This window comes from Leifsonia sp. Leaf336, assembly GCF_001423695.1.
Taxonomy (GTDB): Bacteria; Actinomycetota; Actinomycetes; order Actinomycetales; family Microbacteriaceae; genus Leifsonia.
The window spans coordinates 159,984-183,818 of record NZ_LMOZ01000001.1; the positions used below are offsets into that span (position 1 = coordinate 159,984).

25 protein-coding genes are annotated in these 23,835 nt (G+C 70.6%); 12 read left to right on the top strand and 13 right to left on the bottom strand.

Features of this window, described 5'->3' with window-relative positions; all coding sequences use genetic code 11:
* Positions 1 to 44 precede the first annotated feature (44 nt).
* A complete protein-coding gene (locus ASF88_RS00770) occupies positions 45 to 2,147 on the top strand; it encodes a DEAD/DEAH box helicase (RefSeq protein WP_055912912.1) in 2,103 nt (700 codons plus the stop codon).
* A 63-nt stretch (positions 2,148 to 2,210) separates the two neighbouring features.
* Here ASF88_RS00770 and ASF88_RS00775 read toward each other — a convergent pair whose 3' ends face one another.
* Positions 2,211 to 3,092, bottom strand: a complete 882-nt coding sequence (locus ASF88_RS00775) for an aminoglycoside phosphotransferase family protein (RefSeq protein ID WP_055912915.1) — start codon at positions 3,090 to 3,092, stop codon at positions 2,211 to 2,213.
* Between the two features lie 9 nt (positions 3,093 to 3,101).
* Positions 3,102 to 3,896 (bottom strand): class I SAM-dependent methyltransferase, encoded by a 795-nt coding sequence (locus ASF88_RS00780; protein ID WP_055912918.1) that lies wholly within the window; start codon positions 3,894 to 3,896, stop codon positions 3,102 to 3,104.
* A gap of 115 nt (positions 3,897 to 4,011) precedes the next feature.
* On the opposite strand from ASF88_RS00780, the gene ASF88_RS00785 reads away from it, so the two are divergent.
* On the top strand, positions 4,012 to 5,382 hold the full coding sequence (locus ASF88_RS00785) for a pyridoxal phosphate-dependent decarboxylase family protein (RefSeq protein ID WP_055912920.1): 1,371 nt from the start codon (positions 4,012 to 4,014) through the stop codon (positions 5,380 to 5,382).
* Positions 5,383 to 5,881: 499 nt separating this feature from the next.
* Here the strand turns inward: ASF88_RS00785 and ASF88_RS00790 are convergent, their stop codons facing one another.
* The 3 genes from ASF88_RS00790 to ASF88_RS00795 form a co-directional block, all read right to left on the bottom strand.
* Complete coding sequence (locus ASF88_RS00790) at positions 5,882 to 6,136, bottom strand: DUF6458 family protein (RefSeq protein ID WP_055912923.1); 255 nt, start codon at positions 6,134 to 6,136, stop codon at positions 5,882 to 5,884.
* Between the two features lie 12 nt (positions 6,137 to 6,148).
* Positions 6,149 to 6,313, bottom strand: a complete 165-nt coding sequence (locus ASF88_RS20765) for a hypothetical protein (RefSeq protein ID WP_183080093.1) — start codon at positions 6,311 to 6,313, stop codon at positions 6,149 to 6,151.
* Positions 6,314 to 6,384: 71 nt separating this feature from the next.
* Positions 6,385 to 6,891, bottom strand: a complete 507-nt coding sequence (locus tag ASF88_RS00795; RefSeq protein ID WP_055912925.1) for a MarR family winged helix-turn-helix transcriptional regulator — start codon at positions 6,889 to 6,891, stop codon at positions 6,385 to 6,387.
* A 97-nt stretch (positions 6,892 to 6,988) separates the two neighbouring features.
* On the opposite strand from ASF88_RS00795, the gene ASF88_RS00800 reads away from it, so the two are divergent.
* Entirely contained in the window at positions 6,989 to 8,290 is a 1,302-nt protein-coding gene (locus tag ASF88_RS00800) for a serine/threonine-protein kinase (RefSeq protein WP_235493214.1), read from the top strand.
* A gap of 4 nt (positions 8,291 to 8,294) precedes the next feature.
* Here ASF88_RS00800 and ASF88_RS00805 read toward each other — a convergent pair whose 3' ends face one another.
* Positions 8,295 to 9,602 (bottom strand): UDP-glucose dehydrogenase family protein, encoded by a 1,308-nt coding sequence (locus ASF88_RS00805; RefSeq protein ID WP_055912928.1) that lies wholly within the window; start codon positions 9,600 to 9,602, stop codon positions 8,295 to 8,297.
* A 387-nt stretch (positions 9,603 to 9,989) separates the two neighbouring features.
* Here ASF88_RS00805 and ASF88_RS00810 point away from each other — a divergent pair, with 387 nt between their 5' ends.
* The 4 genes from ASF88_RS00810 (at position 9,990) to ASF88_RS00825 (ending at position 12,477) form a co-directional block, all read left to right on the top strand.
* Positions 9,990 to 10,523, top strand: coding sequence for an alternate-type signal peptide domain-containing protein (locus ASF88_RS00810; protein ID WP_055912931.1), 534 nt, complete (start codon positions 9,990 to 9,992; stop codon positions 10,521 to 10,523).
* 40 nt (positions 10,524 to 10,563) lie between these two features.
* Positions 10,564 to 11,121 (top strand): hypothetical protein, encoded by a 558-nt coding sequence (locus ASF88_RS00815; RefSeq protein WP_055912934.1) that lies wholly within the window; start codon positions 10,564 to 10,566, stop codon positions 11,119 to 11,121.
* Positions 11,118 to 11,852, top strand: a complete 735-nt coding sequence (locus tag ASF88_RS00820; RefSeq protein ID WP_055912937.1) for a hypothetical protein — start codon at positions 11,118 to 11,120, stop codon at positions 11,850 to 11,852. Before ASF88_RS00815 ends, ASF88_RS00820 begins: the two co-directional genes overlap by 4 nt.
* A gap of 106 nt (positions 11,853 to 11,958) precedes the next feature.
* Positions 11,959 to 12,477, top strand: coding sequence for a signal peptidase I (locus tag ASF88_RS00825; protein ID WP_055912940.1), 519 nt, complete (start codon positions 11,959 to 11,961; stop codon positions 12,475 to 12,477).
* On the opposite strand, the gene ASF88_RS20625 is transcribed toward ASF88_RS00825, so the two are convergent.
* On the bottom strand, positions 12,474 to 12,902 hold the full coding sequence (locus ASF88_RS20625) for a hypothetical protein (protein WP_055912943.1): 429 nt from the start codon (positions 12,900 to 12,902) through the stop codon (positions 12,474 to 12,476). The genes ASF88_RS00825 and ASF88_RS20625 overlap by 4 nt on opposite strands.
* A gap of 478 nt (positions 12,903 to 13,380) precedes the next feature.
* Between ASF88_RS20625 and ASF88_RS00835 the strand changes: the two genes are divergently transcribed.
* Positions 13,381 to 16,011: a helix-turn-helix transcriptional regulator gene (locus ASF88_RS00835; RefSeq protein ID WP_055912946.1), complete on the top strand. Its 2,631-nt coding sequence runs from the start codon at positions 13,381 to 13,383 to the stop codon at positions 16,009 to 16,011.
* Positions 16,012 to 16,033: 22 nt separating this feature from the next.
* Positions 16,034 to 16,258, top strand: a complete 225-nt coding sequence (locus ASF88_RS00840; protein ID WP_082518662.1) for a twin-arginine translocase TatA/TatE family subunit — start codon at positions 16,034 to 16,036, stop codon at positions 16,256 to 16,258.
* On the opposite strand, the gene ASF88_RS00845 is transcribed toward ASF88_RS00840, so the two are convergent.
* From ASF88_RS00845 to ASF88_RS00855, 3 genes are read right to left on the bottom strand one after another with little or no spacing between them, the layout of a single operon-like run.
* On the bottom strand, positions 16,246 to 16,755 hold the full coding sequence (locus ASF88_RS00845) for a MarR family winged helix-turn-helix transcriptional regulator (protein ID WP_235493215.1): 510 nt from the start codon (positions 16,753 to 16,755) through the stop codon (positions 16,246 to 16,248). The genes ASF88_RS00840 and ASF88_RS00845 overlap by 13 nt on opposite strands.
* 9 nt (positions 16,756 to 16,764) lie before the next feature.
* Positions 16,765 to 18,201 (bottom strand): argininosuccinate synthase, encoded by a 1,437-nt coding sequence (gene argG / locus ASF88_RS00850; protein WP_055912949.1) that lies wholly within the window; start codon positions 18,199 to 18,201, stop codon positions 16,765 to 16,767.
* A gap of 22 nt (positions 18,202 to 18,223) precedes the next feature.
* Positions 18,224 to 18,712 carry a MarR family winged helix-turn-helix transcriptional regulator gene (locus tag ASF88_RS00855; protein ID WP_055912952.1) on the bottom strand — a complete coding sequence of 163 codons (489 nt, stop codon included), beginning with the start codon at positions 18,710 to 18,712 and terminating at the stop codon, positions 18,224 to 18,226.
* 59 nt (positions 18,713 to 18,771) lie between these two features.
* Here ASF88_RS00855 and ASF88_RS00860 point away from each other — a divergent pair, with 59 nt between their 5' ends.
* Positions 18,772 to 19,389, top strand: a complete 618-nt coding sequence (locus tag ASF88_RS00860) for an NAD(P)-dependent oxidoreductase (RefSeq protein WP_055912955.1) — start codon at positions 18,772 to 18,774, stop codon at positions 19,387 to 19,389.
* Positions 19,390 to 19,398: 9 nt separating this feature from the next.
* Here ASF88_RS00860 and ASF88_RS00865 read toward each other — a convergent pair whose 3' ends face one another.
* The 3 genes from ASF88_RS00865 to ASF88_RS00875 form a co-directional block, all read right to left on the bottom strand.
* Complete coding sequence (locus ASF88_RS00865) at positions 19,399 to 19,980, bottom strand: M15 family metallopeptidase (RefSeq protein ID WP_055912958.1); 582 nt, start codon at positions 19,978 to 19,980, stop codon at positions 19,399 to 19,401.
* Positions 19,981 to 20,077: 97 nt separating this feature from the next.
* Positions 20,078 to 21,820 (bottom strand): amidase, encoded by a 1,743-nt coding sequence (locus ASF88_RS00870; RefSeq protein ID WP_055912964.1) that lies wholly within the window; start codon positions 21,818 to 21,820, stop codon positions 20,078 to 20,080.
* A complete protein-coding gene (locus tag ASF88_RS00875; protein ID WP_055916527.1) occupies positions 21,817 to 22,851 on the bottom strand; it encodes an agmatine deiminase family protein in 1,035 nt (344 codons plus the stop codon). The genes ASF88_RS00870 and ASF88_RS00875 overlap by 4 nt, the downstream gene beginning before the upstream one ends.
* A 58-nt stretch (positions 22,852 to 22,909) precedes the next feature.
* On the opposite strand from ASF88_RS00875, the gene ASF88_RS00880 reads away from it, so the two are divergent.
* Positions 22,910 to 23,515: a TetR/AcrR family transcriptional regulator gene (locus ASF88_RS00880; RefSeq protein ID WP_055912967.1), complete on the top strand. Its 606-nt coding sequence runs from the start codon at positions 22,910 to 22,912 to the stop codon at positions 23,513 to 23,515.
* A gap of 44 nt (positions 23,516 to 23,559) precedes the next feature.
* Complete coding sequence (locus tag ASF88_RS00885; protein ID WP_235493216.1) at positions 23,560 to 23,829, top strand: type II toxin-antitoxin system TacA family antitoxin; 270 nt, start codon at positions 23,560 to 23,562, stop codon at positions 23,827 to 23,829.
* Positions 23,830 to 23,835 lie beyond the last annotated feature (6 nt).

Here is a 23,835-nt window from a genome sequence, read left to right on the forward strand (position 1 = left end):
GCGTGCCGCCGCGCATTTCTCAGAGCAACCCAGGAAGAACACGCATGCCCCCGTACAAGAAGACCGACCGACGATCCGCTCAGCCGCACAACGGCTCCTCCCACGGCGCCCCCAAGGGCGCCGGCAGCCGCAGCCCCAAGCACCGCGGCTACCGCGACGAGGCCCCGGCCGCAGGCAAGAAGGCTCGCTGGAGCGCCGAGGACCGCGCCGCCCGCGGCCGCGACACCTTCGGCACCCGCGACTCCGGCCGCGGCGGCTCGGAGCGCGGCGGCTCGGAGCGCGGCGGCTCGGCCGGTCGCAGCGAGCGCCCCAACTGGGAACCGCGCGGCAAGGATGCGCGCCGCACCGAACGCGAGTGGGAGAACCGCTCCCGCGCCGGCCGTGGCGACGAGCGCCCGCGTCGCGACTACGACCGGGATGACCGTCCGCGTCGCTCGTTCGATGACCGCGCCGACCGTCCGCGCCGCGACTTCGACCGCGACGAGCGTCCGCGTCGTTCGTTCGATGACCGCGCCGACCGTCCGCGTCGTCAGTTCGACGACCGCCCCGACCGGCCCCGTCGCGACTTCGACCGTGACGAGCGTCCGCGTCGTTCGTTCGACGACCGCGCCGACCGTCCGCGCCGTGACGTCGACCGCGACGAGCGTCCGCGTCGTTCGTTCGACGACCGCGCCGACCGTCCGCGCCGTGACTTCGGCCGCGACGAGCGTCCGCGTCGCTCGTTCGACGACCGTGCCGACCGTCCGCGTCGCGATTCCGACGACCGTCCCCGTCGTCAGTTCGACCGCGACGACCGTCCGCGCCGCTCGTTCGACGACCGCGCCGAGCGTCCGCGTCGCGATTCGAACTTCTACCCGTCGCGCGACGACAAGCCCGCGTTCAACGCACAGGACGACGTCGTGCTCGAGCGCCTCCAGGCCGACGCCATCCAGGCCTCCGATGTGGAGGGCGTGACCTTCGCCAACCTCGGGCTCGGCGGCAACATCGTCCGCGCTCTCGCGGAGCTCGGCGCCGAGACGCCGTTCCCGATCCAGGCGGCCACCATCCCCGACGTGCTCGCAGGCAAGGACGTCCTCGGCCGCGGCCGCACCGGCTCCGGCAAGACGATCGCCTTCGGCGCGCCGCTCGTCGAGCGCCTCATGCAGCTGTGGGCCGAGCAGGGCAAGTCCGGCGGCAAGCGCCAGCTGGGCCGCGCGCCCCGCGCGCTGATCCTCGCGCCGACCCGCGAACTCGCTCTCCAGATCGACCGCACCGTGCAGCCGATCGCCCGCAGCGTCGGCCTGTTCACCACGCAGATCTACGGTGGCGTGCCGCAGGGTCGCCAGGTCGGCGCCCTCCAGCGCGGTGTCGACATCGTGATCGGAACCCCCGGACGCATCGAAGACCTCATCGAGCAGGGTCGTCTCGACCTCAGCGAGGTCCTCGTCACCGTCCTCGACGAGGCCGACCACATGTGCGACCTCGGCTTCCTGGAGCCCGTGCAGCGCATCCTGCGCGAGACGTCGGAGGGCGGCCAGAAGCTGCTGTTCTCGGCGACCCTCGACAAGGGCGTGGCCCAGCTCGTCGACGAGTTCCTCGTCGACCCGGCCGTGCACGAGGTCGCCGGCGAGGACCAGGCGTCCTCGACCATCGACCACCGGGTGCTCGTCATCGAGCACCGCGACAAGCCGGCCATCATCGAGCAGCTCGCGGACCGTGACGGCAAGACGCTGATCTTCGCGCGGACCCGGGCGTTCGCCGAGATGCTCGCCGACCAGCTCGACGACGCAGGCATCCCGGCCGTCAGCCTCCACGGCGACCTCAACCAGTCGCGCCGCACGCGCAACCTGGCCCAGCTCACCAGCGGCCGGGTGAACGTGCTGGTCGCGACCGACGTCGCCGCCCGCGGCATCCACGTCGACGACATCGACCTGGTGATCCAGGCCGACGCGCCGGACGAGTACAAGACCTACCTGCACCGCTCGGGCCGCACAGGCCGCGCCGGCAAGCAGGGCACGGTCGTGACGCTCATCCCCCGCCAGCGTCAGCGCCGCATGAGCGAGCTGCTGCAGCGCGCTGAGATCGAGGCCGACTTCGTGCCCGCGATCCCGGGCGACCAGCTGATCACCGACCTCGCTCTGGCGGCCGCCGACTCCGACGTGGCCTGAGCCGCTCCCTCCGCGAAGCCCCCGTCCCCGCAGCTCCGGCTGCGGCGACGGGGGCTTCGTCGTTCAGGCGTCCTCGCCGAGCTGCTCGAGAGTGTGACGGGCCAGGGCCGCCATGCGCGGGTTGTCGTCGGAGGACATCGCCAGCGCGCTCGCCATGGTCACGGCCCAGCCGCGGGCCCGCCGCCAGGTCGCGGTGTCGGGAGGTGTCGGAAGCGCCGAGCGGAAACGCTCACGTGCCTCCCCGTCGAACGTCAGCCACGCCGTCGCCAGGTCGGTCGCCGGGTCGCCGGAGGTGACATCGCCGAAATCGAGGACGGCCGCCAGCCCGCCGTCCGGCGTCAGCAGCAGATTGCCCGGGTGGAGGTCGCCGTGCAGCAGCAACGGCGGTCCGCTCCACTCCGGTGCGGCGAGCGCCTCCCGCCACGCCTGTTCGAGGTCCGCGACCTCCATGCGGCCCGACAGTGAGCGCAGCCGCGTGCGCACGGCCTCCGCACGAGTCGACAGCGGCACCCCGCGCACCGGGTTGCGGGGCGCGTCCGGCGTCGGCACGGCGAGCTCGCCGACGAACGCGGCCAGCGGCCCCGCCAGCCCCGCCCGTTCGCCCGCGCCCATCGACGCACCGTCGATCCCGTCGATCCACTCGATGATGCTCCACGGGAAGGGGAACGCCTCGGACGGGACTCCCACCCGCACCGGCACGGGCACCCGCGCGTGGACGCGCTGGGCGATGCCGGGCAGCATCTGCTGCTCGTGCTCGATGAGGTGGGCCGCGACCTCACGCCGCGGGATCCGGACGGCGTGCGCGTCGCCCAACCGGTACAGCTGGTTGTCCCACCCGTCCGAGACCAGCCGCAGCGGTCCGGCCAGGTCGGGATGCTGCGCCTCCACGAGGGCGGCGACGAGTGCGGCGTCGGTCGGGATGTCGGCGGCTGGCGTGAGAGGCACCCGGCGACCTTAGCGCACGACCCCTCGAACCGCCCACGCGCGCGCGACCAGCGCGATCGACCCGTCGGGCTCGCGCGGCAGCGTGGTCTCCAGCAGCCGGCGTAACGCCTCCCGCGCCTCCGCGTCGAGCGACACCGCGTACGCGGGAGCGGGCCCCTGGCCGCCGAGGAACGGCTCCCAGTAGTCGTCGAAGTCCGAGAAGACCGTGGGGACATCGAGCCCCGTGACGTCGACGGCGGCACAACCCGCCTCCGTGAACAGAGCCTCCAGGGCATCGGGATGCGCGAGCGGGAACCGCGGGCCCTCGTCACGGTCGGTGGCTCTCGGATCGAGCGAGATCGCCGCGTCCCAGAAGCGTCGCATCAGGTCCATCCGTCCCGCGTAGTCCCACACGTAGGCCGCGACGGTGCCGCCGGGGCGAGCGACACGGAGCGACTCTGCCAGAGCCGCCGTCGGGTCCGGGACGAAGTTCAGGACCAGCCCCGACACCACGCAGTCGACCGAAGAGTCGGGGGGCGGGAGGTCGTCGGCGCCGGCGACCGAGACCGTCGCGCGCGTCCCCAGCCGCGCCGCGGCGGCCGCGACGAACCCCTCCGCCGGATCGACGGCGATCACCCGCCTCGGTGCCGCCCGGTCGAGGATGCACTCCGTCAGCGCGCCCGTGCCGCATCCCACGTCGAGCCAGCTCAGCCCGTGCGGGAGGTCCAGCCACTCCAGGAACAGCGGCGCTACCCGGCTGCTCCAGCGCCCGACGTAGCGTTCGTAGGCGCGTCCACCTCCCCAGATTCCGCTCGAGTCGGCCATTGGCACACGATAGTGCGCAGGTAACGCGCGCGGGCAGTCCAGAACGCGCAGAAAAGCTGCGTCTGCGGGAAGAAAGGTGACAGGCGGCGTGTGTCAGCATGGGAGCGGAGGCCCCATGACTACCGATCCCGCACGCATGCACAGCGTGACCGCCGAGACCAGCGAACTGGTCGACCTCGTGCTCGATTATTCGCGGCGGCGCATCCTCGCCACCGACACCCCGCTCGACAAGCCGTTGCCGGAGTCGGAGCTCCGCCGGCTCGCCGGGCGCACCGTCTCGGAGGACGGCATGGGCGCCGAGCGGGCGCTCGCCCTGTTCGAGCACGTCCTGGCCCCGGCCTGCATCACGACCGACCACCCGCGCTACCTCTCCTTCATCCCGACGGCCCCCACCAAGGCCGCGACCGCCTTCGACCTCGTCGTGTCCGCGAGCGCGGTCTACGGCGGCTCGTGGCTCGAGGGGTCGGGCGCCGTGTACGCGGAGAACCAGGTGCTCGCCTGGCTGGCGTCGGAGTTCGGGCTGCCTCCGTCGGCCGGCGGTGTGTTCGTCCAGGGCGGCACGCTGGGCAACCTCTCGGCGCTCGTCGCCGCGCGCGACAGCGCTCGCGCCGAGCGCGGCAATCCTCCCGGGCGCTGGATCATCGTCTGCAGCGCTGAGGCCCACTCATCGGTCGCCTCGGCCGCGCGGGTGATGGACGTGGAGGTGGTGACCGTCTCTCCGGGGGAGTCCGGTGTGCTGACCGGCGACGCCGTGCGGCCGGCGCTCGCCGAGCACGGTGACGCGGTCTTCGCGGTCGTGGCCACCGCCGGCTCGACCAACTTCGGGATCGTCGACGACGTCGCCTCCATCGCCGCACTGAAGGACGAGTTCGGGTTCTGGCTGCACGTCGACGGCGCCTACGGCCTGGCCGGGATGCTGTCGCCGCTGGCCCGCCCGCGGTTCGCCGGCGTGGAGCGCGCCGACTCGCTCATCGTCGACCCGCACAAGTGGCTGTTCGCCCCCTTCGATGCCTGCGCGCTCCTGTACCGTGACCCGGAGGCGGGCCGTCGCGCCCACACGCAGCACGCCGAATACCTCGACACGCTCACCGACACCATGGAATGGAGCCCGTCGGACTACGCGGCGCATCTCACGCGGCGGGCCCGCGGCCTCCCGTTCTGGTTCTCGCTGGCCTCGCACGGCGCCGCCGCGTACCGCGACGCCGTCACCGCCTCGCTGCAGCTGGCGCGGCGCATCGCCGACGAGATCGACCGGCGCGACGGATACCACCTGGTCCGGCAGCCGCAGCTCTCGGTGGTGGTGTTCGAGCGTGAGGGGTGGACGAAGGAGGACTACGCGCTCTGGTCCGCGCGCCTCCTCGACGAGCAGCGCGCGTTCGTGACGCCCAGCTCGCACGCCGGGCGCCCCAACACCCGCTTCGCTGTTCTCAACCCGCTGACCACGTATGAGGACCTCGTCGAGATCCTCGATTCGATGGAGGACTGAGGTCGTCCTAGGAAAGGAGAATTCGGCGCGCGACGCGTGATTTTTCCTGTATCAGCGCTGAAACAGGAAGAATCGAGCGGTTTTTCCTTGTTGCGGCCGAACGACCTCAAGGACGTCCCAACGTCAGCTTGGAAGCCATGTTTTGTCAGCATGCTCGCCACGGCTGAGTCGGCAGCGGCGTTTTTCTGCCCGGAGCCGTCCGGCCCGCAGATTACGGCTTGAATCGAAAGCTTGCCATGCTCCTCATCCGCAAACGGGAAGCTCTGATCAGCCGGCGCCGCTCTAAGGTACGGCACCAGAAAAGTGAACACATCGGCGGCCATTTTCGCCTGCTCATCCGCCGTCGATTCCATGTGCGGCATCGGCACCATGCCGTCCTCGCAGAGGAACATGCTCATCTTCGCCACGCCGTCACGATATCCGTTCAATCGATCTAAGTCCTCCCGTGAACAGCACGAGGGCCCCCGCCGTGTGGCGAGGGCCCTCGTGTTTTCCGGGGTCAGACGATGTCGTCGCTGTCGCCCACCCGGCGGGTGACTCGGTCACCGTTCACCGGGTCGACCGCCGTGCGCGTGGTCGCGATTGTGCGGCGGCGACGGGTCATCAGGATGATGCCGAGGATGATGCCGACGGCACCGGCGATCATCAGGATGTAACCCACGAGGTGGAGGTCGATCCAGCTGACCTGCACGTTGAGGGCGAACGCCAGAATGGCTCCGATGACGAACAGCACGATTCCGGTACCGAGGCTCATAGATCAGCCTCCCTATACCCGTCGGCTGCCGGTCAGCAGCCGCACCAGCCAGACGATCACGGCCAGCACGAGCAGGATGATACCGACCCACAGCAGGAAGTTCAGAGACTGCACGAAGCCACCGGTGAGCAGCAGGATGATCGCGATGATTGCGACGATGATGAGCAGGATGTTCATGGGAGGGGTTGTCCTTTCCTTGACGCACACCACAGAACAACTACTTCGGTTATCGAACAATCCCCTTGACGTCAGGTCCTTTCGGGCCTATTCGCGTGTCGTTCCGCGCTGATGCGGTCGACGGTCTCCCGCATCTTGGTGAGGAAGCGCGTGACGGTCTGGGCGTCCTCCTCGCTGAGCTCGGCCGCCTGCGCCGCGATCTGCTCCTGAGCAGCCACCATCGGGCCGGTGTCGCCGAAGGCGGCCCTCGTCGGTACCAGGTCGACGGACCGCCGATCGGAGTCGTTCGTCCGGCGCTCCACGAGTCCGGCCTGCACGAGCCGGTCGATCAGCGCTGTCGTGGAGGCGCTGGAGACGCCGACGTATGCGCTCACGTCCTTGGCGGCGGTGCGGCGGCCGCCGGCAGCATTGTCGAGGATGAGCCGGAGCGCGAGGAAGTCGTTCTCGCCGATGCCCATGACCGCTCCCGTGCGTCGTCGCATCGCGGTCTCCGCCGCCCGGTACACCTGGAGCGCCTCGAGCACACCCCTGTCTGCAGCCGGTGCATCCGGCTGCGAGGCATCCGATCGTTCGCTCACTCCTCTCAGTCATCTCCCGCTCGTCCTCGATTTCAACGGGCAATTCGATGACTTTCGGCGGATTCACGGCATCCCTCAGTGCGCGTATGCTCGCGGGGTGCTACCCGACACCGTCCTGCTCGACCGCTACGAACTTCGCGACCGCCTCGGCCGCGGTGGAATGGCGACGGTCTACCGCGCCTACGATCGCGAGCTCGACCGGTACGTCGCGGTCAAGGTGTTCACGCGGGGCGAGGCCGACGACGACTCGCGCCGCCGAGGCGAGGCGACGGCGCTGGCGCGGCTGTCGCACCCCAATCTGGTGAGCCTCCACGACGCGCACCTCTCGTCGGGCGACGACCCCGCACCGAGCTATCTGGTGATGGAGCTGGTCGACGGGGAGGACCTGGGCACGAGACTGGACCGCGGGCCCCTGCCGGGTGAGGCGGTCGCCGCGATCGCCTCCGGTATCGCGGAGGCGCTCGTGGTGGTGCACGCCGCGGGGATCGTGCACCGCGATCTGAAGCCGGGGAACATCCTCCTCACCGATTCGGAGGTGCCCGGTGGCGTGCCGCACGCGAAGCTGGCCGACTTCGGCATCGCGCACCTGATCGGCACCGAGCGCCTGACCACGGCGGGCATGATCGTCGGCACCGCCGGCTATCTGAGCCCGGAGCAGGCGAACGGCAGCGAGCCTGGTCCGTCCGCCGACATCTACTCGCTGGGTCTCGTCGTACTGGAGTCGCTGACCGGTGTGCGAGAGTACCCGGGCACCCCGGTGGAGGCCGTGACAGCCCGCGTGGCGCGCGACCCCCGCATCCCCGCGTCGCTTCCCGAGGACTGGCGCGGCCTCATCGGTGCCATGACGTCGCGTGATCCCCGCATCCGGCCGACGGCGTTGGAGGTCGCGGTCATGGCGCGGGAACTGGCGCCGCAGCTGGCCGGCTGGGTGGTGCCGGAGGACTTCGCCGTACCATCCGGCCCGGGTTGGGAGGGCCCGACCGTGGCCATGACGCCGCCGCCGCTCCCGATCCTCCCGCCGGAGCAGCTGACGAGCCCCCGTCGGCGTGCGCGCGTGGGCGGCGGGCGACGGCGCGCGGTCGACGCGGTTCTGCTGGCGTCGGGCGCGACAGCGATCGTGGCCCTCGCTCTGAGCCTGGGGACGTTCTTGGCTCCGGCCTCCTCCGAACCGAAGACCGAGCCGACGCAGCGGCCGATTCCGACTGTGACCGCTCCGCCGCAGACGGTCGAGCCGGCGGACGCGACCCAGCCGGCCCAACCGGCGCAGCCGACGGTCCCCGCGCAGCAGGATCAGCCGCAGCAGGTGCAGCCGCAGCCGGCGCCGGCACCGGTGCACGGTAATCCCAACAAGGGACCCGGCAACAACAAGGGGAATGGGCCCGGCAAGGGCAAGGGCTGATTCGTCAGCGGCCGAGGCCGCGGAATTTCCAGCCTGCGGTGCGCCAGGCGTCGGGGTTGAGGGCGTTGCGGCCGTCGATGATGGTTTTGTGGGTGACGAGGTGACCGAGTGTGTGGGGGTCGAGGTTGGTGAATTCGGGCCATTCGGTGATCAGGACGACGATGTCGGCGTCGGCGACAGCATCCGCGGCGGTGTCGGTGTAGGTCAGGTGGGGTGCCCGGCGGCGGGCGTTGGGGATGGCTTCGGGGTCGGTGGCGGTCACGATCGCGCCGCCCTCGGCCAGGCGCACGGCGATATCGAGAGCGGGTGAGTCGCGGATGTCGTCGGAGTGCGGTTTGAACGCCAGCCCGAGCACGGCGACCCGCACCCCGTGCAGGCCGCCAGTCTCCTCGCGCACCAGGTCGACCACCCGGTCGCGGCGGCGGAGGTTGATCTTGTCGACCTCCTCCAGGAACCGCACCGACTCGCCGCGGCCCAGTTCCCGGGCGCGGGCGCTGAAGGCGCGAATGTCTTTGGGCAGGCAGCCGCCCCCGAAACCGACGCCGGCGTTCAGGAACCGGCGCCCGATCCGGGCGTCATGGCCGATCGCGTCCGCCAACTGGGTCACATCCGCCCCGGTGGCCTCGGCGATCTCGGCCATCGCGTTGATGAAGGAGATCTTGGTGGCCAGAAACGCGTTCGCGGCGACCTTCACCAACTCCGCCGTCGCATAATCGGTCACGATCACCGGGGTACCGGCCGCCACCGCCGACGCATACACCTCATCCAGGATCCGCGCCGCCCGCACCCCCTCCTCACCGGAAGGGACACCATAGACCAGCCGGTCCGGGCTCACCGTGTCCTGCACCGCGAAACCCTCCCGCAGAAACTCCGGATTCCACGCCAGCGTCGCCCCAGGCACCCGCCCGGCCACCAGCTGCGCCAACCGGGCAGCCGTCCCCACCGGCACGGTGCTCTTACCCACGATCACATCCCCCGGCGAGACGTGCTCCAACAACGACGCGAACGCCGCATCCACGAACCGCAGATCCGCCGCATCCGACCCCGCCGACTGCGGCGTCCCGACCGCCACGAAATGCACCTCCGCGCCCGCGACCGCCGAAAAATCCGTCGTGAACGACAACCGCCCACTGGCCATCGCCGACGCCAACACCTCCGGCAACCCCGGCTCGAAGAACGGCGCCCGCGCCTGAGACAACGCCGCGATCTTCGCCTCATCCACATCCACACCCACCACCGTGTGACCCAGACCAGCCATAGCTGCAGCATGTACAGCGCCCAGATATCCACAGCCGATGACCGAAAGTCTCACTGATCGTTCTCCTATCCCGCGTGGTCGTCGGACGGCCCGACGGAACAGCGTCGAACGTGGCCGGTGCGGGTGCCGCTCGATGTCAGGGGAGGCACCCGCACCACTCGCCGCCGGAGGGGATGGTGGTGGCGGCGGGCCGATCACGACGACTCCCGAATGTCATCGCGATGTGTGAAATTGTGTGCTCCAGTCGTGCTCTAACACAATCCCAGAAGACCGAATTCACCCTGCTCGGAACGAAGATCACCCGCCGCCTTGCAATGCACGTGATGCAAGCATTTCACCTCGCTCTCGCCCCGGCGCTCACCTGATCGGTCGCTACCGTGAGCCGCACGCCCGGGCTCTCCGAGCGGCAGAGGAACTCATCAGAGACGGTTGGAGAGACCGATGAACAAACTCACGAAAGGGTTGATCGCGGGCGGCGCGGGCTTGGCGCTGCTGATCGGATCGGCCGGGACCTTGGCGCTCTGGAACGACGCGGCCACACTCGACGCGGGCGCGGTCGACTCCGGCGTGCTCACGGTCGATGCGGCTGGAGGCGCATGGGACGACACGATCACCGCCTGGTCGCCGGGTGACACCGCGACCTACACCGCCGACGTGTCGATCGTCGCGCAAGGTGACAACCTGCACTCGCAGCTCTCGATCGACCCGTCGTCGATCACCGGCGACCCGGAGCTCCTCGCGGCCCTCCAGATCACGATGTCGGTCGGCGCGACCACCGGAGGCACGCTCACCCCGGTCGCGGGTGAGCCGAACACGTTCGATGTCGTGTCGGCCGCGCCGACGACGACCGCTCCGATCACAGCGCCAGTGACGGTCACCGTCACCTTCCCCCCGGACTCGGTCACCGGAACGGTGGCGCAGGGTCAGTCGGTGCAACTCAGCGGACTCCAGTTCCTGCTGCAGCAGACACCCTGACGACGGTTCGATCGCGCGGCACGCGACGGGAGGGGCGGTGATGAGACGACGACAGGCGAGACGGTCGCCGCTGCATCCGGCCCTCCTGACCGCGTCGATCGCACTCGTCGCAGGCGTCAGCGTCGGGGGGAGCTACGCGCTCTGGAACGGGGCCGCCCCGATCTCCGGGACGGAAGTCCGTTCCGGAACCCTGACGGCGACCGTCGCGGTCGGCGATACGGGCTCGCCGACCGCGACCCTGGCCGCGTTCGACCCGGCCGCGTTCGCCGACATGCTTCCGGGGGAGGTCCGCTCGGCGACGCTCACGGTCGGCAACACCGGGACGACCGCCTTCCTGGTGGCCGCGTCTCTGGACGCGGCGTCCGCGGCGAGTCCGTACCTGGGGTGGGCCCTCGCCCCCGGCGTATGCACGGCGCCGGCGGGAGCCCCGGTGCAGCTCGCTGCCTCACCGCAGAACGTGGGCGACGCGCTGCCCGGCAGCACCTTCGCGTCCTACTGCCTGACGGTCACCCTTTCTCCCGACGTCCCGGCCTCGTCCGCCGGCACCACCGTGGCCACTTTCACAATCCTCCTCGACGCGAACCAGTACCGGCCATGACCTTCGTCTCCTCGGCCGCCGCCGCCGTCGCCCTCGCGTTCGCCGTAGCCGGCGTCGCCGGCTCCTCCGATGCGGGAGTCGAGGCTGCCGCGCCGGAGCTCTACGTCCTCACCGCGCAGGAGGACAGCGTCGTGAGGAGCTCGCACCCGCTTTTCGACGGTTCGATCCTTGTTCCGCTGGCGACAGCGCACGACCGTTTCGCCGTGCAGAACGGCTCGGGAGGCATCGCCTACCTCCGTATCGCGCTGAGGTCCGTCGATGTGCCAGACGACGGCCTGCGACGCGCTCTGACACTCGGCATCTCGACGGCCAGGGGCTCCGGTCCCGTGGTGCCGCTCGACTCCTCCGGTTCGTGCGTGACAGTTCTCTCTGCGCAACCGGTGGCACCGGGAGCCTCCGTCGACGTCGATGCCGCGCTTGCGCTGGGAGACCTGACCGGGACATCCGGGCAGGCCCAGCCGATCGGTTACTCGCTCCTGGTGATCCTCGACGCGGACCCGGCCGGCGCCGGCTGCGATACGGGGGGTGCGGGCGGGGGAGGCGGCACCCCGCCCCCGGGGCCGCCCGAACGCCCGAACGCCGCACCGCTCGCGGCGACCGGATCCGACCTGCTCGCGGCGATCTGGATCGCCGCGTTCGTCGGGGGCACGGGGACGGCCGCCGTCCTCGCCACCCGTATGCGCCCGGCGGCACGCCGGCGTGTCCGCCGCGACTCGAAAGGCAAGGGATGACATGGCCACCACGAAGAGCGCGCATGGACGCCGGGCGGTGGGCTCACCCAGGCCGGGAAGAGTCCGACGGACGGCGCGAGCGGTCGGGACGGCGATCGCAGCCGGGATGCTGATCATCGTCTGCGGCCTGCTCGTGGTGACGGTCGGCGTTCCGATCGCGACAGGATCCGATACGTACACGGTGCTGACGCGATCGATGGAGCCCGGTCTGCCGCCCGGCACCCTCCTCGTCGTGCGTCCCACGGCCGCGGCCGACCTCCATATCGGCGACGTCGTGACCTATCAGCTCCAGTCCGGCAAGCCCGATGTCGTCACCCATCGCATCGTCCGGGTCGAGGCGAGCTCCGACGGGACGAGGCGATACGTCACCCGCGGTGACGCCAATGCCGTCGCCGATGCGTCGCCGGTGCGTGCGGAGCAGGTGCGGGGTCGCGTCTGGTACGCCGTTCCCGGCATCGGTTGGCTGGCGATCGTGAAGAACAGCACGTCGTTGCAGCCCTGGCTGGTCGGGATCGGGGCGCTCCTGGTCCTCTACAGCCTCGTCTCGATCGTCTCTTGGGTGCGCAAGCGACGGCATGAGAGCGACGGACCGCTCAGGCACCGCGAGACATACCTGCCGCTCTAGGAGCGGAGAGGAGCAAGCGGTGCGAGCGCGGCGATCACGTCGTCGAGTACATTCGGCGCGAGATCGACCAGGTGGCGGTCCGCCAGCTCCCGGATGCGGTTCGCGCGGAGCGAGAGGATCGGTCCGGTCACTGCCTCCAGGGCGGGAGGCAGGGCTCCTCCCTCCAGGAGGAATGACGCCGAAACGCCGAAGACTCCCGCCAGTCCAGCGAACACTTCGCCCGGGGGAAGTTCGCCGCTGGCGCCACCGACCAACTGCGACCACTCGGATGGACGCAGGGACAGATCGCGCACACTCAGGGCGCCGATCAACTCCGCGTACGAGAACGGCGCTCCCGTCATCACCTCGGCGAAGTCCTGCAGCAGCTGGATCCGTCGGGCGAGGGCGGCTCTCGAATGGTCGCCGCGGGCGGTGGGCTCTGTCATCGAGACTCCTTTGCTGCCGGTTACCCAGACGCCTCCACGGTCGCACGGAAACGCGGTGAACGCCGATGTCTACCTCTGCACAGCACCGACTTTCACCCCGGTATTCGCCAATCTTCGAGCATTCCGATCAGTGGGCCAGCGGGGTGAGGCACAGGTGATAATAAGGAACGCCACGTATGATCTCTGTAATGTTACTTGCAGAAATCGGGTGATTCAGAAGATGAAGCCCCTTGTCCCAGCGGGCGGAGACCTCCGTTATGGTCTTCCGCTGAACGGCATCGCTCGCAAACGAGCTGCGATCATCGCACATGCGCTCCTGGGCGTGCCCGACCGAACCAGACGGGGGCGCGGCACCGGCACCGAGCACGAGGGGGAGACGAACGATGAGTCAGAGAAAGGTCGCGTCGCGACACGTGCGCGTTATGGTCCGCGCGGTAGCGGGATCGTACGCAGTGACACCGAGCCGAAGGAGTCCAGCATGACAACAACGCACCTGAGCGAGACGCGACCGCCGGAAGACGCCGGAGGGTCGTCGCGGCTTCCCCGTCTCTCGCGATACACGATCGAGCGGGCTGCGCTCTTCGAACGCCTCGACCGCGCCCTGCGCGAACAGGTGACCATCGTTCGGGCACCGGCAGGGTACGGCAAGACGTCGCTGGTCCGCAAGTGGCTCGACCGACCGGACGCCGCGAACCGCTCGGCGACCTGGATCGACCTCGACCTCGTCAGCGGAGGTGTCGACGGGTTCTGGCAGGCCATTCGCAGAGCCTTCGATCCAGGCGATGAGTCGGCGTTCTGGCACACCGACCCGTTCATGACGCTGCAGGAGGAGATCGGACGACGCGACGGCACCGTCGTGCTCGTGCTCGACGGGTACACGCGGCAGTGGGACGGCCCGCTTTCCGGCGAGCTCGCTCAGCTTCTTCGCCGCACGCCGAACCTGCACCTCATGGTCCTCACGCGCGCCCTGACTTCCTTCGAGGCGCCCGCGCTCTCGGCGGTGCTCGACCTGGTCGTCGTTCAGAACGACGATCTTGCGTTCGATCGCGACGAGCTCGACGAGGTCGTGCAGCTCCTGGGCATCGACGTGGAGCCGCGCGTGCTCGACCATGTGTGGAGGCGCAGCCATGGCTGGCCGCTCGCCGCGCGAGCGATGGTCCGCGTCTTCGACGACCCGCGGTCCGCACTGCCAGAACCGGTCGTCGCGCGAGCACTAGACGAGATATCCGAGACGGTGGCCTCCGAGTTGCTCGCCCACGTGCCAGTCGGAACCCCCGAGCGGAGCGCATTGCAGCGCGCCGCCGTCGCGCCCTATCTCACACCGCATATCGTCGCCAGGATCGAGTCGGAGGGCGCCGACGACGGGGCGCTCGCCCTGGCTGAGTCGGCCGGCGTGGGCGTCTGGACGTACGTGCGCGGGCAAGGACGACTGGTCTACGAATTCCTCGATCCGGTGCGTGCGATCCTCCGTACGCAGCTCGAGGCGGAGTCGCCCGGTGAAGGTGATCGGCTCGCGGACGAGCTCCTGGACGTGCTCGAGGCGAACGGCGACCCGATCACGGCGTTGCGGCAGGCGCTCCGCCGCAACGAGATCGCTGCGGCGGAGACTATCCTTGCGCGCAACTGGACGTCCGCTTTCACCGAGGAAGCCGACGAATACCTGGAGGAGCTCGGCGCACTCGACCTCGGAGCCCTCCGTTCCTCGGTCATCTTGTTGACGGTTACCGGCCTGCTGCGTGAGAACGCCGGCGGCGACCCACTGGGCGCCCTCGACTACTACCACGCCGCAGCCGAGCCGCAGGCTCTGCGCGGACGTCGCCTGGAACCCGTGCGGCAGTACTGGACCGACCTGACCAGCATGATCGCCCTCCGCAAGGTCGGCAGACTGTCGCAGGCCGACGACTTCCTGTCGGCGCTGACGTCTCCCGACGCCGGCCTGGCCGAACCTCCGCTGGCCTGGCTCGAGATCGGGCTCACCCAGCTGCGGCTGGGCCGCGACCACGAGGCCGCCACCGCGTTCGATCGCGCGGCGATCGGTGCGGTGGACGACCCGAACCTGTACACGTACGCTTCCGGGGCCGCGTCGCTGGCATACGCCCTGCACGGTGAGATCGACAGGGCGCAAGCCGTGGCAGCTCGGGTCGAGGCCTTCGCGCAGGGCGACCACACGCTGCGGCCCTGCGCGTTCATCCCGGTCGCTGTCGCCTCCCGACTGATTGCGACGGAGGTGGACCCGGACGGCGAGGAGCTGGACGCCGCTCCGTGGGCCGGCCTGGAAAACGACCTCGGCGAGCTCCACAGCTATTCCGCCTATGCGGCAGTGCTGCGATCTCTCGCCTCCGGCGAGCTGGAGCAGGCGCAGCAGATCATCGACGCCCAGCTGCTCAGCAAATCTCCCCACACCCCGAGCAACTCCGAACGAGCTCGGTTCGTCGCCCTTGAGGCCGACCTCCTGATGTCGCAGGGCAACCTCGTGGCCGCGCAGAAGCTGATCAAGTCGTTCCCCGACGGTACGAACGCTCTGCGGCCGGTCTCGGCCCGCCTGCTGCTCATGTTCCGGGAGTACCGGAGCGCTCAGCTACTGGCCGAGGCGGTGCTGGCAGAGGGTACCGGTCCGCGGATTCGAGTCGAGACGCTCCTCGTGCAGGCCGAAGCGCTGCAGCGGCTCAAGAGCGCGCGGGCGGTGACGATCCGGCTCAACGCCCGTCAGGTCGCCGAGGCCAACAATCTCGTCACCCCGTTCGTGCTCACGATCGCGGGCCACCCGGCCCCGTCGCTCGCGGTGTCAGGTGGCCCGGAAGAGTCGGCGGGAATGATCGCGCTGGCGAAGATCAGGCCGCTCTTCTCTGAGGCGGCGATGGCGGCGCAGCTGACGCAGCGCGAACGAATCGTGCTCGACCGTCTGCAGTCGACCGCGAGCCTGGAGCACATCGCACGATCGCTCGTCGTATCGATCAACACGGTGAAGACCCAGACGCGGAGCATCTACCGCAAGCTCGGAGCGAACTCCCGCGACGAGGCCGTGCGAATCGCCTACGACCTCGGGCTGCTGCGGCCGCGGCTTCCGCTCGGACGCAACCGCTACGAGGGCGACGACCGGATCGCCTGATCCGGTCGAAAGGAGCAGTCGGATGTTCGGGAACCTATTCAGCGGATGGCACATCGTCATCCTCGTCGCCCTGGTGCTGCTCTTGTTCGGCGCCACCAAGCTCCCCGCCCTGGCGAAGAGCCTCGGCGAGTCCGTCCGGATCCTTCGCAAGGAGACCAAGAAGGAAGACGCGTCGGCCGAGACCGTCGACGACGGTGACAGTGGATCCGACTCGGAGTCCGAGGGCACCCCGCCTCAGCGCGATTGACGCGCCGGCGCCGCGCTGACGATCTGGATCAGCGCGGCGCGCAGCGCGGCAGGATCGTCGACCGTCGGGAACACCTCGTCCTCCAGCCCGCGCACCGCCTCGAAGGCGGATCGCCCGCGCGGCGTGACCGCCACGATGTGGCGCCGGCGGTCGTCCGGGTCGGGCTCACGCGTGACGAGCCCCTCGCGCTCCAGGCGGTCGACAGTGCGCGACATGGTCTGGGCCTCCACCTGGGCGACTCGGGCGAGGTCGGTCTGCGAGCGGAAGCCGAGTTCGACGAAGTGCAGCACGATGAGCCCGGCGTGGGTCAGCCCGCGCGCCTCGAGCGCCTCGGACCAGGCACGCTCCACGGCGCGGGACGCGGCACCGAGCAGGCGGCCCAGCGGCCAGTTGCCCGGCCCGGCCTCGTCGAAGGCAGCCTCGCCGTGCCGGCGCTCGCCGGGCTCGCGCTCGCCGAGCTCACGCTCGTCGTCGCCTCCCGACGCCACCTGCGCCACGGTCGTGCCTCAGTCGGTCCCGGCGTCGAAGGCCGCGCCCTCGGAGGACGCGTCGATCTCGCGGGAGAGGGCGTCGTCGGCCTCGCTGACGTCGAGTTCGAGGATGGAGCGGGCACTGCCCTCCTGCAGTTCGCCGACGAGTTCGCCGGTCGGGCCTCCGATCAGGCCGGCGGTCGCGTACTGCTCGAGGCGCGAGCGCGAGTCGGCGATGTCGAGATTGCGCATCGTCAGCTGGCCGATGCGGTCGGACGGGCCGAACGCGGCGTTGCCGACCCGCTCCATCGAGAGCTTGTCGGGGTGGTAGCTGAGCGCCGGTCCGGTCGTGTCGAGGATCGTGTAGTCGTCGCCGCGGCGCAGCCGCAGCGTGACCTCGCCGGTGATCGCCGAGCCGACCCAGCGCTGCAGGGACTCGCGCAGCATGAGCGACTGCGGGTCGAGCCAGCGGCCCTCGTACATGAGGCGGCCGAGGCGGCGGCCCTCGTTGTGGTAGTTGGCGACGGTGTCCTCGTTGTGGATCGCGTTGAGGAGCCGCTCGTAGGCGATGTGCAGGAGCGCCATGCCCGGGGCCTCGTAGATGCCGCGGCTCTTCGCCTCGATGATGCGGTTCTCGATCTGGTCGGACGCGCCGAGGCCGTGCCGGCCTCCGATCGCGTTGGCCTCGAGCACGAGCGCGACCGGGTCGGAGAACTCGACGCCGTTGAGGGCGACGGGACGCCCGGCCTCGAAGCGTACGGACACGGTCTCGGGGATGACCTCCACGTCTTCGCGCCAGGCGGCGACGCCCATGATCGGGTCGACGATGTCGAGCCCGGCGTCGAGCTCCTCCAGCCGCTTGGCCTCGTGAGTGGCGCCCCAGATGTTGGCGTCGGTCGAATAGGCCTTCTCGCTGGGGTCGCGGTAGGGGAAGCCGCGCGCGACGAGCCACTCGCTCATCTCGGTGCGGCCGCCGAGCTCCTCGACGAAGGCGGTGTCGAGCCACGGCTTGTAGATGCGCAGGCGCGGGTTGGCGATGAGCCCGTAACGGTAGAACCGCTCGATGTCGTTGCCCTTGTAGGTGGAGCCGTCGCCCCAGATCTCGACGCCGTCGTCCATCATGGCGCGCACCAGCATCACGCCGGTGACGGCGCGGCCGAGCGGAGTGGTGTTGAAGTAGGTCTTGCCTCCGGAGCGGATGTGGAACGCGCCGCACTGCAGCGCGATCAGCCCCTCTTCGACCAAGGCGCGCTTGGCGTCGACCAATCGGGCGATCTCGGCGCCGTACTCCTTGGCGCGGCCGGGGACCTCGTCGATGTTCGGCTCGTCGTACTGGCCGATATCGGCCGTGTATGTGCAGGGCACGGCACCCTTCTCGCGCATCCAGGCGACCGCGCAGGAGGTGTCGAGACCTCCCGAGAACGCGATGCCGACTCGCTCACCGACCGGAAGACTGCTCAAGACTTTGGACACGGTTTCCAGCTTAGTGCGGGCGTCAGTGCTCCGAACCCAGCCCCGGGTGCACACCGGCACGGTAGCCGGCGGCGGCGACGAGCCGGCTCAGGGTGCCGATCAGCGCGGTGCGCTCCTGGGCGCTCAGGGGGCCGAGCATCGCCTCCTCCTGCTCGTCGGCGAGGCGGTCGCCGGCGGCGAGCATCTCCCACGCCGACGGCGTGAGGTGGATGGCGTAGGCGCGGCGGTCGTCCGGGTGCCGGCGGCGCTCGACGAGACCCCTGGCCTCCAGGTCGTCGATCAGCCCGACCATCGAGTTGCGGTGCAGGCCGAGCGCCGTGGCGAGTTCCTGCTGCGTGCGGCCCTCCTGCCGGGCGAGGTGGGCGAGCACTCCGAAGCGGTTGGGCGTGATCCCGAGCGGGGCGAGCGCCGCGGTGAAGCGCTGGGCGCTCTGGAGGCCGAGCTGGGAGAGGAGGAAGCTGGCGCGCGTCTCGAGGGCGGGGACGGGGTGCTGTTCATCCGGGACGGGCATCCTGACATCGTACCAATCAGTGATTGCACATTGCTGTGATTATCACTTAGCATGCCGATATGAAGCTCACGATCTTCGGCGCCAGCGGTCGCACCGGCGCACAACTCGTCCAGCAGGCCCTCGATCGCGGCGACGAGGTCACCGCCGTGTTACGGAGGCCCGCCGCCCTCGATCCGCGCGTCGTCGTGCGGGTCGTCCCCGATCTCTCCGACACCGCCGCTCTGCGCGCCGCGATCGGCGACGCGGACGCCGTGCTCTCCGCGATCGGCCCGCGCTCGCGGGCGGACGCGCCCGTTGCAGCGCCCGCCACGCGGAAGATCCTGGCCGCGGAGCCACGCCGCATCGTCGTCATCAGCGCGGCGCCGGTCGGGCCTCCCGCCGCGGACGACAGCTTCATCAGCCGTCGCGTCGCCCTCCCGATCGTGGGTCGGGTGCTGCGACCCGTCTACGACGACCTGCGCGAGATGGAGACGGCGCTCGCTGCCTCCGACGCGGCCTGGACGGCCTTCCGGCCTCCCCTGCTCACCAACGGCAAGGCGACCGGCCGCTACCAGACCCGCGTGGGCGGGAGCGTGCCGCGCAGCTTCAGTGTCTCGCGCGCCGACCTCGCCGCGGCGATGATCGCGAGCCTCGATCGTCCGGAGACCGAGCGTCAGGCGGTGGGCGTCGCGGGGTGACCTGACGTCTCAACCGCGCCCGTCCGCCTCCATCGCGGGGCACTCGCCGCCCGGCGTGGTCTCGAGCTCGAAGTGCCAGTTCTCGTTGGCGTAGGTCTGGCAGATCCCCCACTGCGAGCCGAAGCGGTTGAGGAAGTCCATGGCGTCGGCTGTGCCGATGTCGACGGCCTTGCCGGAGACGTGGGACGAGTCCGCACCGCGCTTGACCCAGCGCTCGGCCTCCTGCTCGCTGCCGTACTTCTGAACTGCCCGTGCGAAGAGGTACTCCTGGTAGCGCAGCGAGCGCCAGCCGTCGACGATGGTGATCGTCGTGCCCCGTTCGTCGACGGCGGCCCGGTCGGCGGCGCGCAAGGCCTTCAGGAGGTCGGGGTCGAGCCGCTGGATCGCGGGGAGGTCGCTGTCGAGCGTGAGGGAGTCGCCTGCGGCGATGTAGCCGTCGTCGTCGGTGAGCTGCGATGCATCGGTCGGCACGGGTGCGACGCCGACGGCGGTCGTCGCTGCGGTGCAGCCCGTGAGGGCGACGAGAGCGGACAGGGCGAGCGCGACCGGAAGGAGGCCGCGACGTGCGGGGGCGGTGCGAGCGGGGGCCATGCTTCCAGCGTCGCAGCGGAGCGCACCCCCGTCGTCGCCCCCGCGACGTAACCGCATCCCTCGCAAGAGGGACCTGCCAGGGCTGGCAGGTGCGCTCCTACGGGAGGCGCAGGAGGCGCGGAGTGCGCGGCGGCTCGGTGCGGCGGCGGCCCGTCGCCTCGAATGCGGCCGCGAGCCCGAGCAGCGCGGTGTCGTCGTAGGCGCGGCCGGCGAACGTCAGCCCCACCGGCATCCCGATGTCGGCCATGGTGCCCATCGGCACGGTGACGGTCGGGATGCCGAGGTGCCGGGGCACAAGGTTGCCGTTCGACACCCACACGCCGTTGCGCCAGCCCAGGTCGGCCGAGGCCGGGTTCACGTCCATGTCGGCGGGCCCCACGTCGGCGGCGGCGGGGAAGACGACCGCGTCGACACCGAGGCCGTCCATCCACTCCTCCAGGTCGACGCGGCGGGTCTCCTCGAGACCGCGGAGGCCGTCGGCGAGCTCCGGGATGGACTCGAGCGTCGAACCGGGGTGCTCGCGCACCCAGCCCGGATACTCGGCGATGTCGTCGTCGAACCCGTCGTAGCGGTCCGGGAGGGCGCCCTCCGGCGCCGGGAAGATGCGCGCCCCGTCGACGTCGGCGAGCGTGTTCAGTGCGGGGTCGCCGTTCGCGGCGAGGAAGTCGTCCCACGCCCAGGCCGAGAGGTCGATGATCTCGCGCCGCAGGTACGCCGGCGAGACGAGGCCGCGCGTCGCGATCGTCGGCGCGCCGGGGCGGTCGCCCTCGTAATTGGTGACGACGGGGAAGTCGGTCTCGACGACCTCGGCGCCGGCGGCCTCCAGGTCGCGGCGGGCGGCCTCCCACAGTGCGATGACGGAGGGCCGGGTCTCGATGCGACGCCCGGTCGGGCCGCCGATGCCGCCGTCCTCGGCGGTGCCGGCCTCCTCGTCGCGGTTGATGTACATGCGCGGGACGGCGATGCGTTTGCCGGCGAGACCGGTCGCGCCGGCCAGCGCCGGATACGACGCCGGCCGCAACTGCGACGCGGGCGGGATCGGGACCCACGGCTGCGCGCGCCAGAAATCGCCGCGCGTCTCGGCGTCGTCGGCGACGATGACGTCGAGCACCTCCAGGAGGTCGGCCATGGTGCGGGTGTGCGGCACGACGACGTCCATCGTCGGCACCAGCGGCCAGTTGCCGCGCACCGAGATCACGCCGCGCGACGGGGTGTAGGCGCACAGGGCGTTGTTGGAGGCCGGGGCGCGGCCGGACGACCACGTCTCCTCGCCGAGCCCGAACGCTGCGAAGCTCGCGGCGGTCGCGGTGCCGGATCCGTTGGACGAGCCCGACCCGAAGGCGGCCGTCAGGTAGTCGCCGTTGTACGGGCTCTCCGCGCGGCCGTAGACGCCGCGCTGCATGCCGCCGTTCGCCATGGGCGGCATGTTGGTGAGCCCGAGCAGGATCGCCCCGCCCGCACGCAGCCGCTCGATCGTGAAGGCGTCGCGCTGCGCGATGAGGTGCTCGAACGCGGGCGAGCCCGCGGCGGCGGTGAGGCCGCGCGCCAGATAACTGTCTTTGGCGGTGTACGGGATGCCGTCGAGCGGGCCGAGCGTCTCGCCCCGTGCCCGGCGCTCGTCGGAGGCCGCGGCCTCCGCCCGGGCGTCGGGATTGCGGACGACCACGGCGTTCAGGGCCGGCCCTGCGCTGTCGTCGCCTGCGCTGTCGTACGCATCCACGCGGGCGAGGTAGGCGTCGACCAGCTCGGCGCTGGTGGTCTCGCCGGCCTCCAGCGCTCGCCGCAGCTCGGCGATGCCGGCCTCGACGACGTCGAAGGGCTGCGCGGCCGACCGGGTCATCGTGCGACCGCCGGCTGCTGCTGCGTGATGCAGTGGATGCCGCCGCCGCGGGCGAAGATCGGGCGCGAGTCCACCATGCTCACGCGGCGGCCCGGGTAGGCGGCCTCCAGGATCTCGGTCGCCTCGGCGTCGGCCGCCTGCTCGCCGAAGCCGCACGCGATCACGCCGTCGTTGACGACGAGGTGGTTCACGTAGCTCCAGTCGACGAAGCCTTCCTCGTCGCGGATGGTGGCGGGCGCGGGGAGGTCGATGATGTCCCACGAGCGGCCGGCGGCGTCGGTGGTTCCGGAGAGGAACGCGCGCAGTTCGCGGGAGACCTCGAAGTCGGGGTGCTCGGGGTCGCGCTGCGTGTGCAGCAGCAGGCGCCCGGGCGACGGGATGGTGGCCACGATGTCGACGTGCCCGTTCGTGCCGAAGTCGTCGTAGTCGCGGGTGAGCCCGCGGGGGAGCCAGACCGCGTGCGTGGCGCCGATCGTGCGGGCGAGCTCGGCCTCCACCCGGGCCTTGTCGGCGTACGGGTTGCGCCGCGGGTCCAGCTGGACCGTCTCGGTGAGCAGCACCGTTCCGTCGCCGTCGACGTGGATGCCGCCGCCCTCGTTCACCAGCACGGAACTGACCAACTCGGCGCCCGTCCGTTCGGCGACGAAACGGGCGATCTCCGCCGACTTGCGCCACTCGGACCAGGCGGGGTCCCCCCAGCCGTTGAAGGTCCAGTCGACCGCGCCGAGCACGCCGGGGCGTTCGTCGTCGACCACGAAGGTCGGGCCGAAGTCGCGCATCCAGAACTCGTCGAGCGGGGCCTCCACCTGCTCCACGTGCGAGCCGAGCATGCGAGCGGCGCGCTCGCGCTCGCTGGGGTCGACCACCATGGTGACGGGCTCGAACTCGGCGACCGCGTGGGCGACGGCGGTCCAGGCTGCGTACGCCTCCTCGGCGGAGGCTGCGTCGTCGCCGAGGGTGATGCCGGCGCGCGGGAAAGCCATCCACGTGCGCTCGTGCTGTGCGGTCTCGGCGGGCATACGCCAGGTCATCATGAACCTCCGGGCTCTATTGATCGGATGATCAATAGATACCTATACTGGACCCACGATGTCAAGAGCAGCCCGCAAACCGCCCGCCGAGCGCCGCGCCGAGCTGGCCGCCGCCGCCCGCGCGCTCGCACTCGACGAAGGCCTCTCGGCGGTGACGCTGCGCGCGGTCGCGGCGCGAGCCGGAGTGACGCCGGCGCTGGTCGCGCACTATCACGAGTCGATGGACGGGCTCGTCGCCGAGACGTTCGTCAGCGTGGTGGCGGCGGAGATCGACGAGGTGCGGGCGCTGCTCGCCGCTGAGCCGAACCCGGTCCGCGGCCTCGCGGCCGTGATGAGCACGCTCCTCGACGGCTCGCGCGACGACGTGACGGTGATCTGGGTGGAGGCGTTCGCGCTGGGCCGGCGCAACGCCGCCCTCGGGTCGGTCGTGCGCGACCAGATGGACGCGTGGCGCGACGTGATCGAAGACGTCATCGGCGCCGGGGTCGCCTCTGGCGACTTCCGGGCGGAGGATCCGCGCGCCGTCGCCTGGCAGCTGCTGGGCATGATCGACGGCCTCAACGCCCAGGCTCTCGTCCGCTGGGGAGGCGCGGCCGAGCGCGGCTCGCAACTCGCGCACGCCCTCGAGGGGATGCTGGGGCTGGGGTCGGGCGCGTTGTTGTGACGGCGGCCACGGTGGTGTACGGGTAATTGCCGTACACTGGGGGTGTGCCCATCAAAGACAAGCGGATCGAAGTGCGCGTCACGAGCGCCCAACGCGACCTCATCGAGCGCGCGGCGGTTCTCCAGGGCCGCACCGTCTCCGATTTCACGGCGGACACCCTCACCGAGCGCGCTGAAGAAGTGATCCGGCGGGATCGGGAGCTGCGTGTCGAAGACGCGGCCCTCGCGGCGTTCACTGCGGCGCTCGATGCTCCGGCGCAGGACATCGACGGGCTGGGCGACCTGTTCCGTCGATCGTCGGTCTTCGTCGACTGAGCTCCG

Bases quoted from the DNA above. Each gene is read 5' to 3' on its own strand.
- ASF88_RS00770 (WP_055912912.1), top strand. From the start codon at position 45: ATGCCCCCGTACAAGAAGACCGACCGACGATCCGCTCAGCCGCACAAC.
- ASF88_RS00780 (WP_055912918.1), bottom strand. From the start codon at position 3,896: ATGGCCGACTCGAGCGGAATCTGGGGAGGTGGACGCGCCTACGAACGC.
- ASF88_RS00785 (WP_055912920.1), top strand. From the start codon at position 4,012: ATGACTACCGATCCCGCACGCATGCACAGCGTGACCGCCGAGACCAGC.
- ASF88_RS00790 (WP_055912923.1), bottom strand. From the start codon at position 6,136: ATGAGCCTCGGTACCGGAATCGTGCTGTTCGTCATCGGAGCCATTCTG.
- ASF88_RS20765 (WP_183080093.1), bottom strand. From the start codon at position 6,313: ATGAACATCCTGCTCATCATCGTCGCAATCATCGCGATCATCCTGCTG.
- ASF88_RS00810 (WP_055912931.1), top strand. From the start codon at position 9,990: ATGAACAAACTCACGAAAGGGTTGATCGCGGGCGGCGCGGGCTTGGCG.
- ASF88_RS00815 (WP_055912934.1), top strand. From the start codon at position 10,564: ATGAGACGACGACAGGCGAGACGGTCGCCGCTGCATCCGGCCCTCCTG.
- ASF88_RS00820 (WP_055912937.1), top strand. From the start codon at position 11,118: ATGACCTTCGTCTCCTCGGCCGCCGCCGCCGTCGCCCTCGCGTTCGCC.
- ASF88_RS00825 (WP_055912940.1), top strand. From the start codon at position 11,959: ATGCTGATCATCGTCTGCGGCCTGCTCGTGGTGACGGTCGGCGTTCCG.
- ASF88_RS20625 (WP_055912943.1), bottom strand. From the start codon at position 12,902: ATGACAGAGCCCACCGCCCGCGGCGACCATTCGAGAGCCGCCCTCGCC.
- ASF88_RS00835 (WP_055912946.1), top strand. From the start codon at position 13,381: ATGACAACAACGCACCTGAGCGAGACGCGACCGCCGGAAGACGCCGGA.
- ASF88_RS00840 (WP_082518662.1), top strand. From the start codon at position 16,034: ATGTTCGGGAACCTATTCAGCGGATGGCACATCGTCATCCTCGTCGCC.
- ASF88_RS00855 (WP_055912952.1), bottom strand. From the start codon at position 18,712: ATGCCCGTCCCGGATGAACAGCACCCCGTCCCCGCCCTCGAGACGCGC.
- ASF88_RS00860 (WP_055912955.1), top strand. From the start codon at position 18,772: ATGAAGCTCACGATCTTCGGCGCCAGCGGTCGCACCGGCGCACAACTC.
- ASF88_RS00865 (WP_055912958.1), bottom strand. From the start codon at position 19,980: ATGGCCCCCGCTCGCACCGCCCCCGCACGTCGCGGCCTCCTTCCGGTC.
- ASF88_RS00870 (WP_055912964.1), bottom strand. From the start codon at position 21,820: ATGACCCGGTCGGCCGCGCAGCCCTTCGACGTCGTCGAGGCCGGCATC.
- ASF88_RS00875 (WP_055916527.1), bottom strand. From the start codon at position 22,851: ATGACCTGGCGTATGCCCGCCGAGACCGCACAGCACGAGCGCACGTGG.
- ASF88_RS00880 (WP_055912967.1), top strand. From the start codon at position 22,910: ATGTCAAGAGCAGCCCGCAAACCGCCCGCCGAGCGCCGCGCCGAGCTG.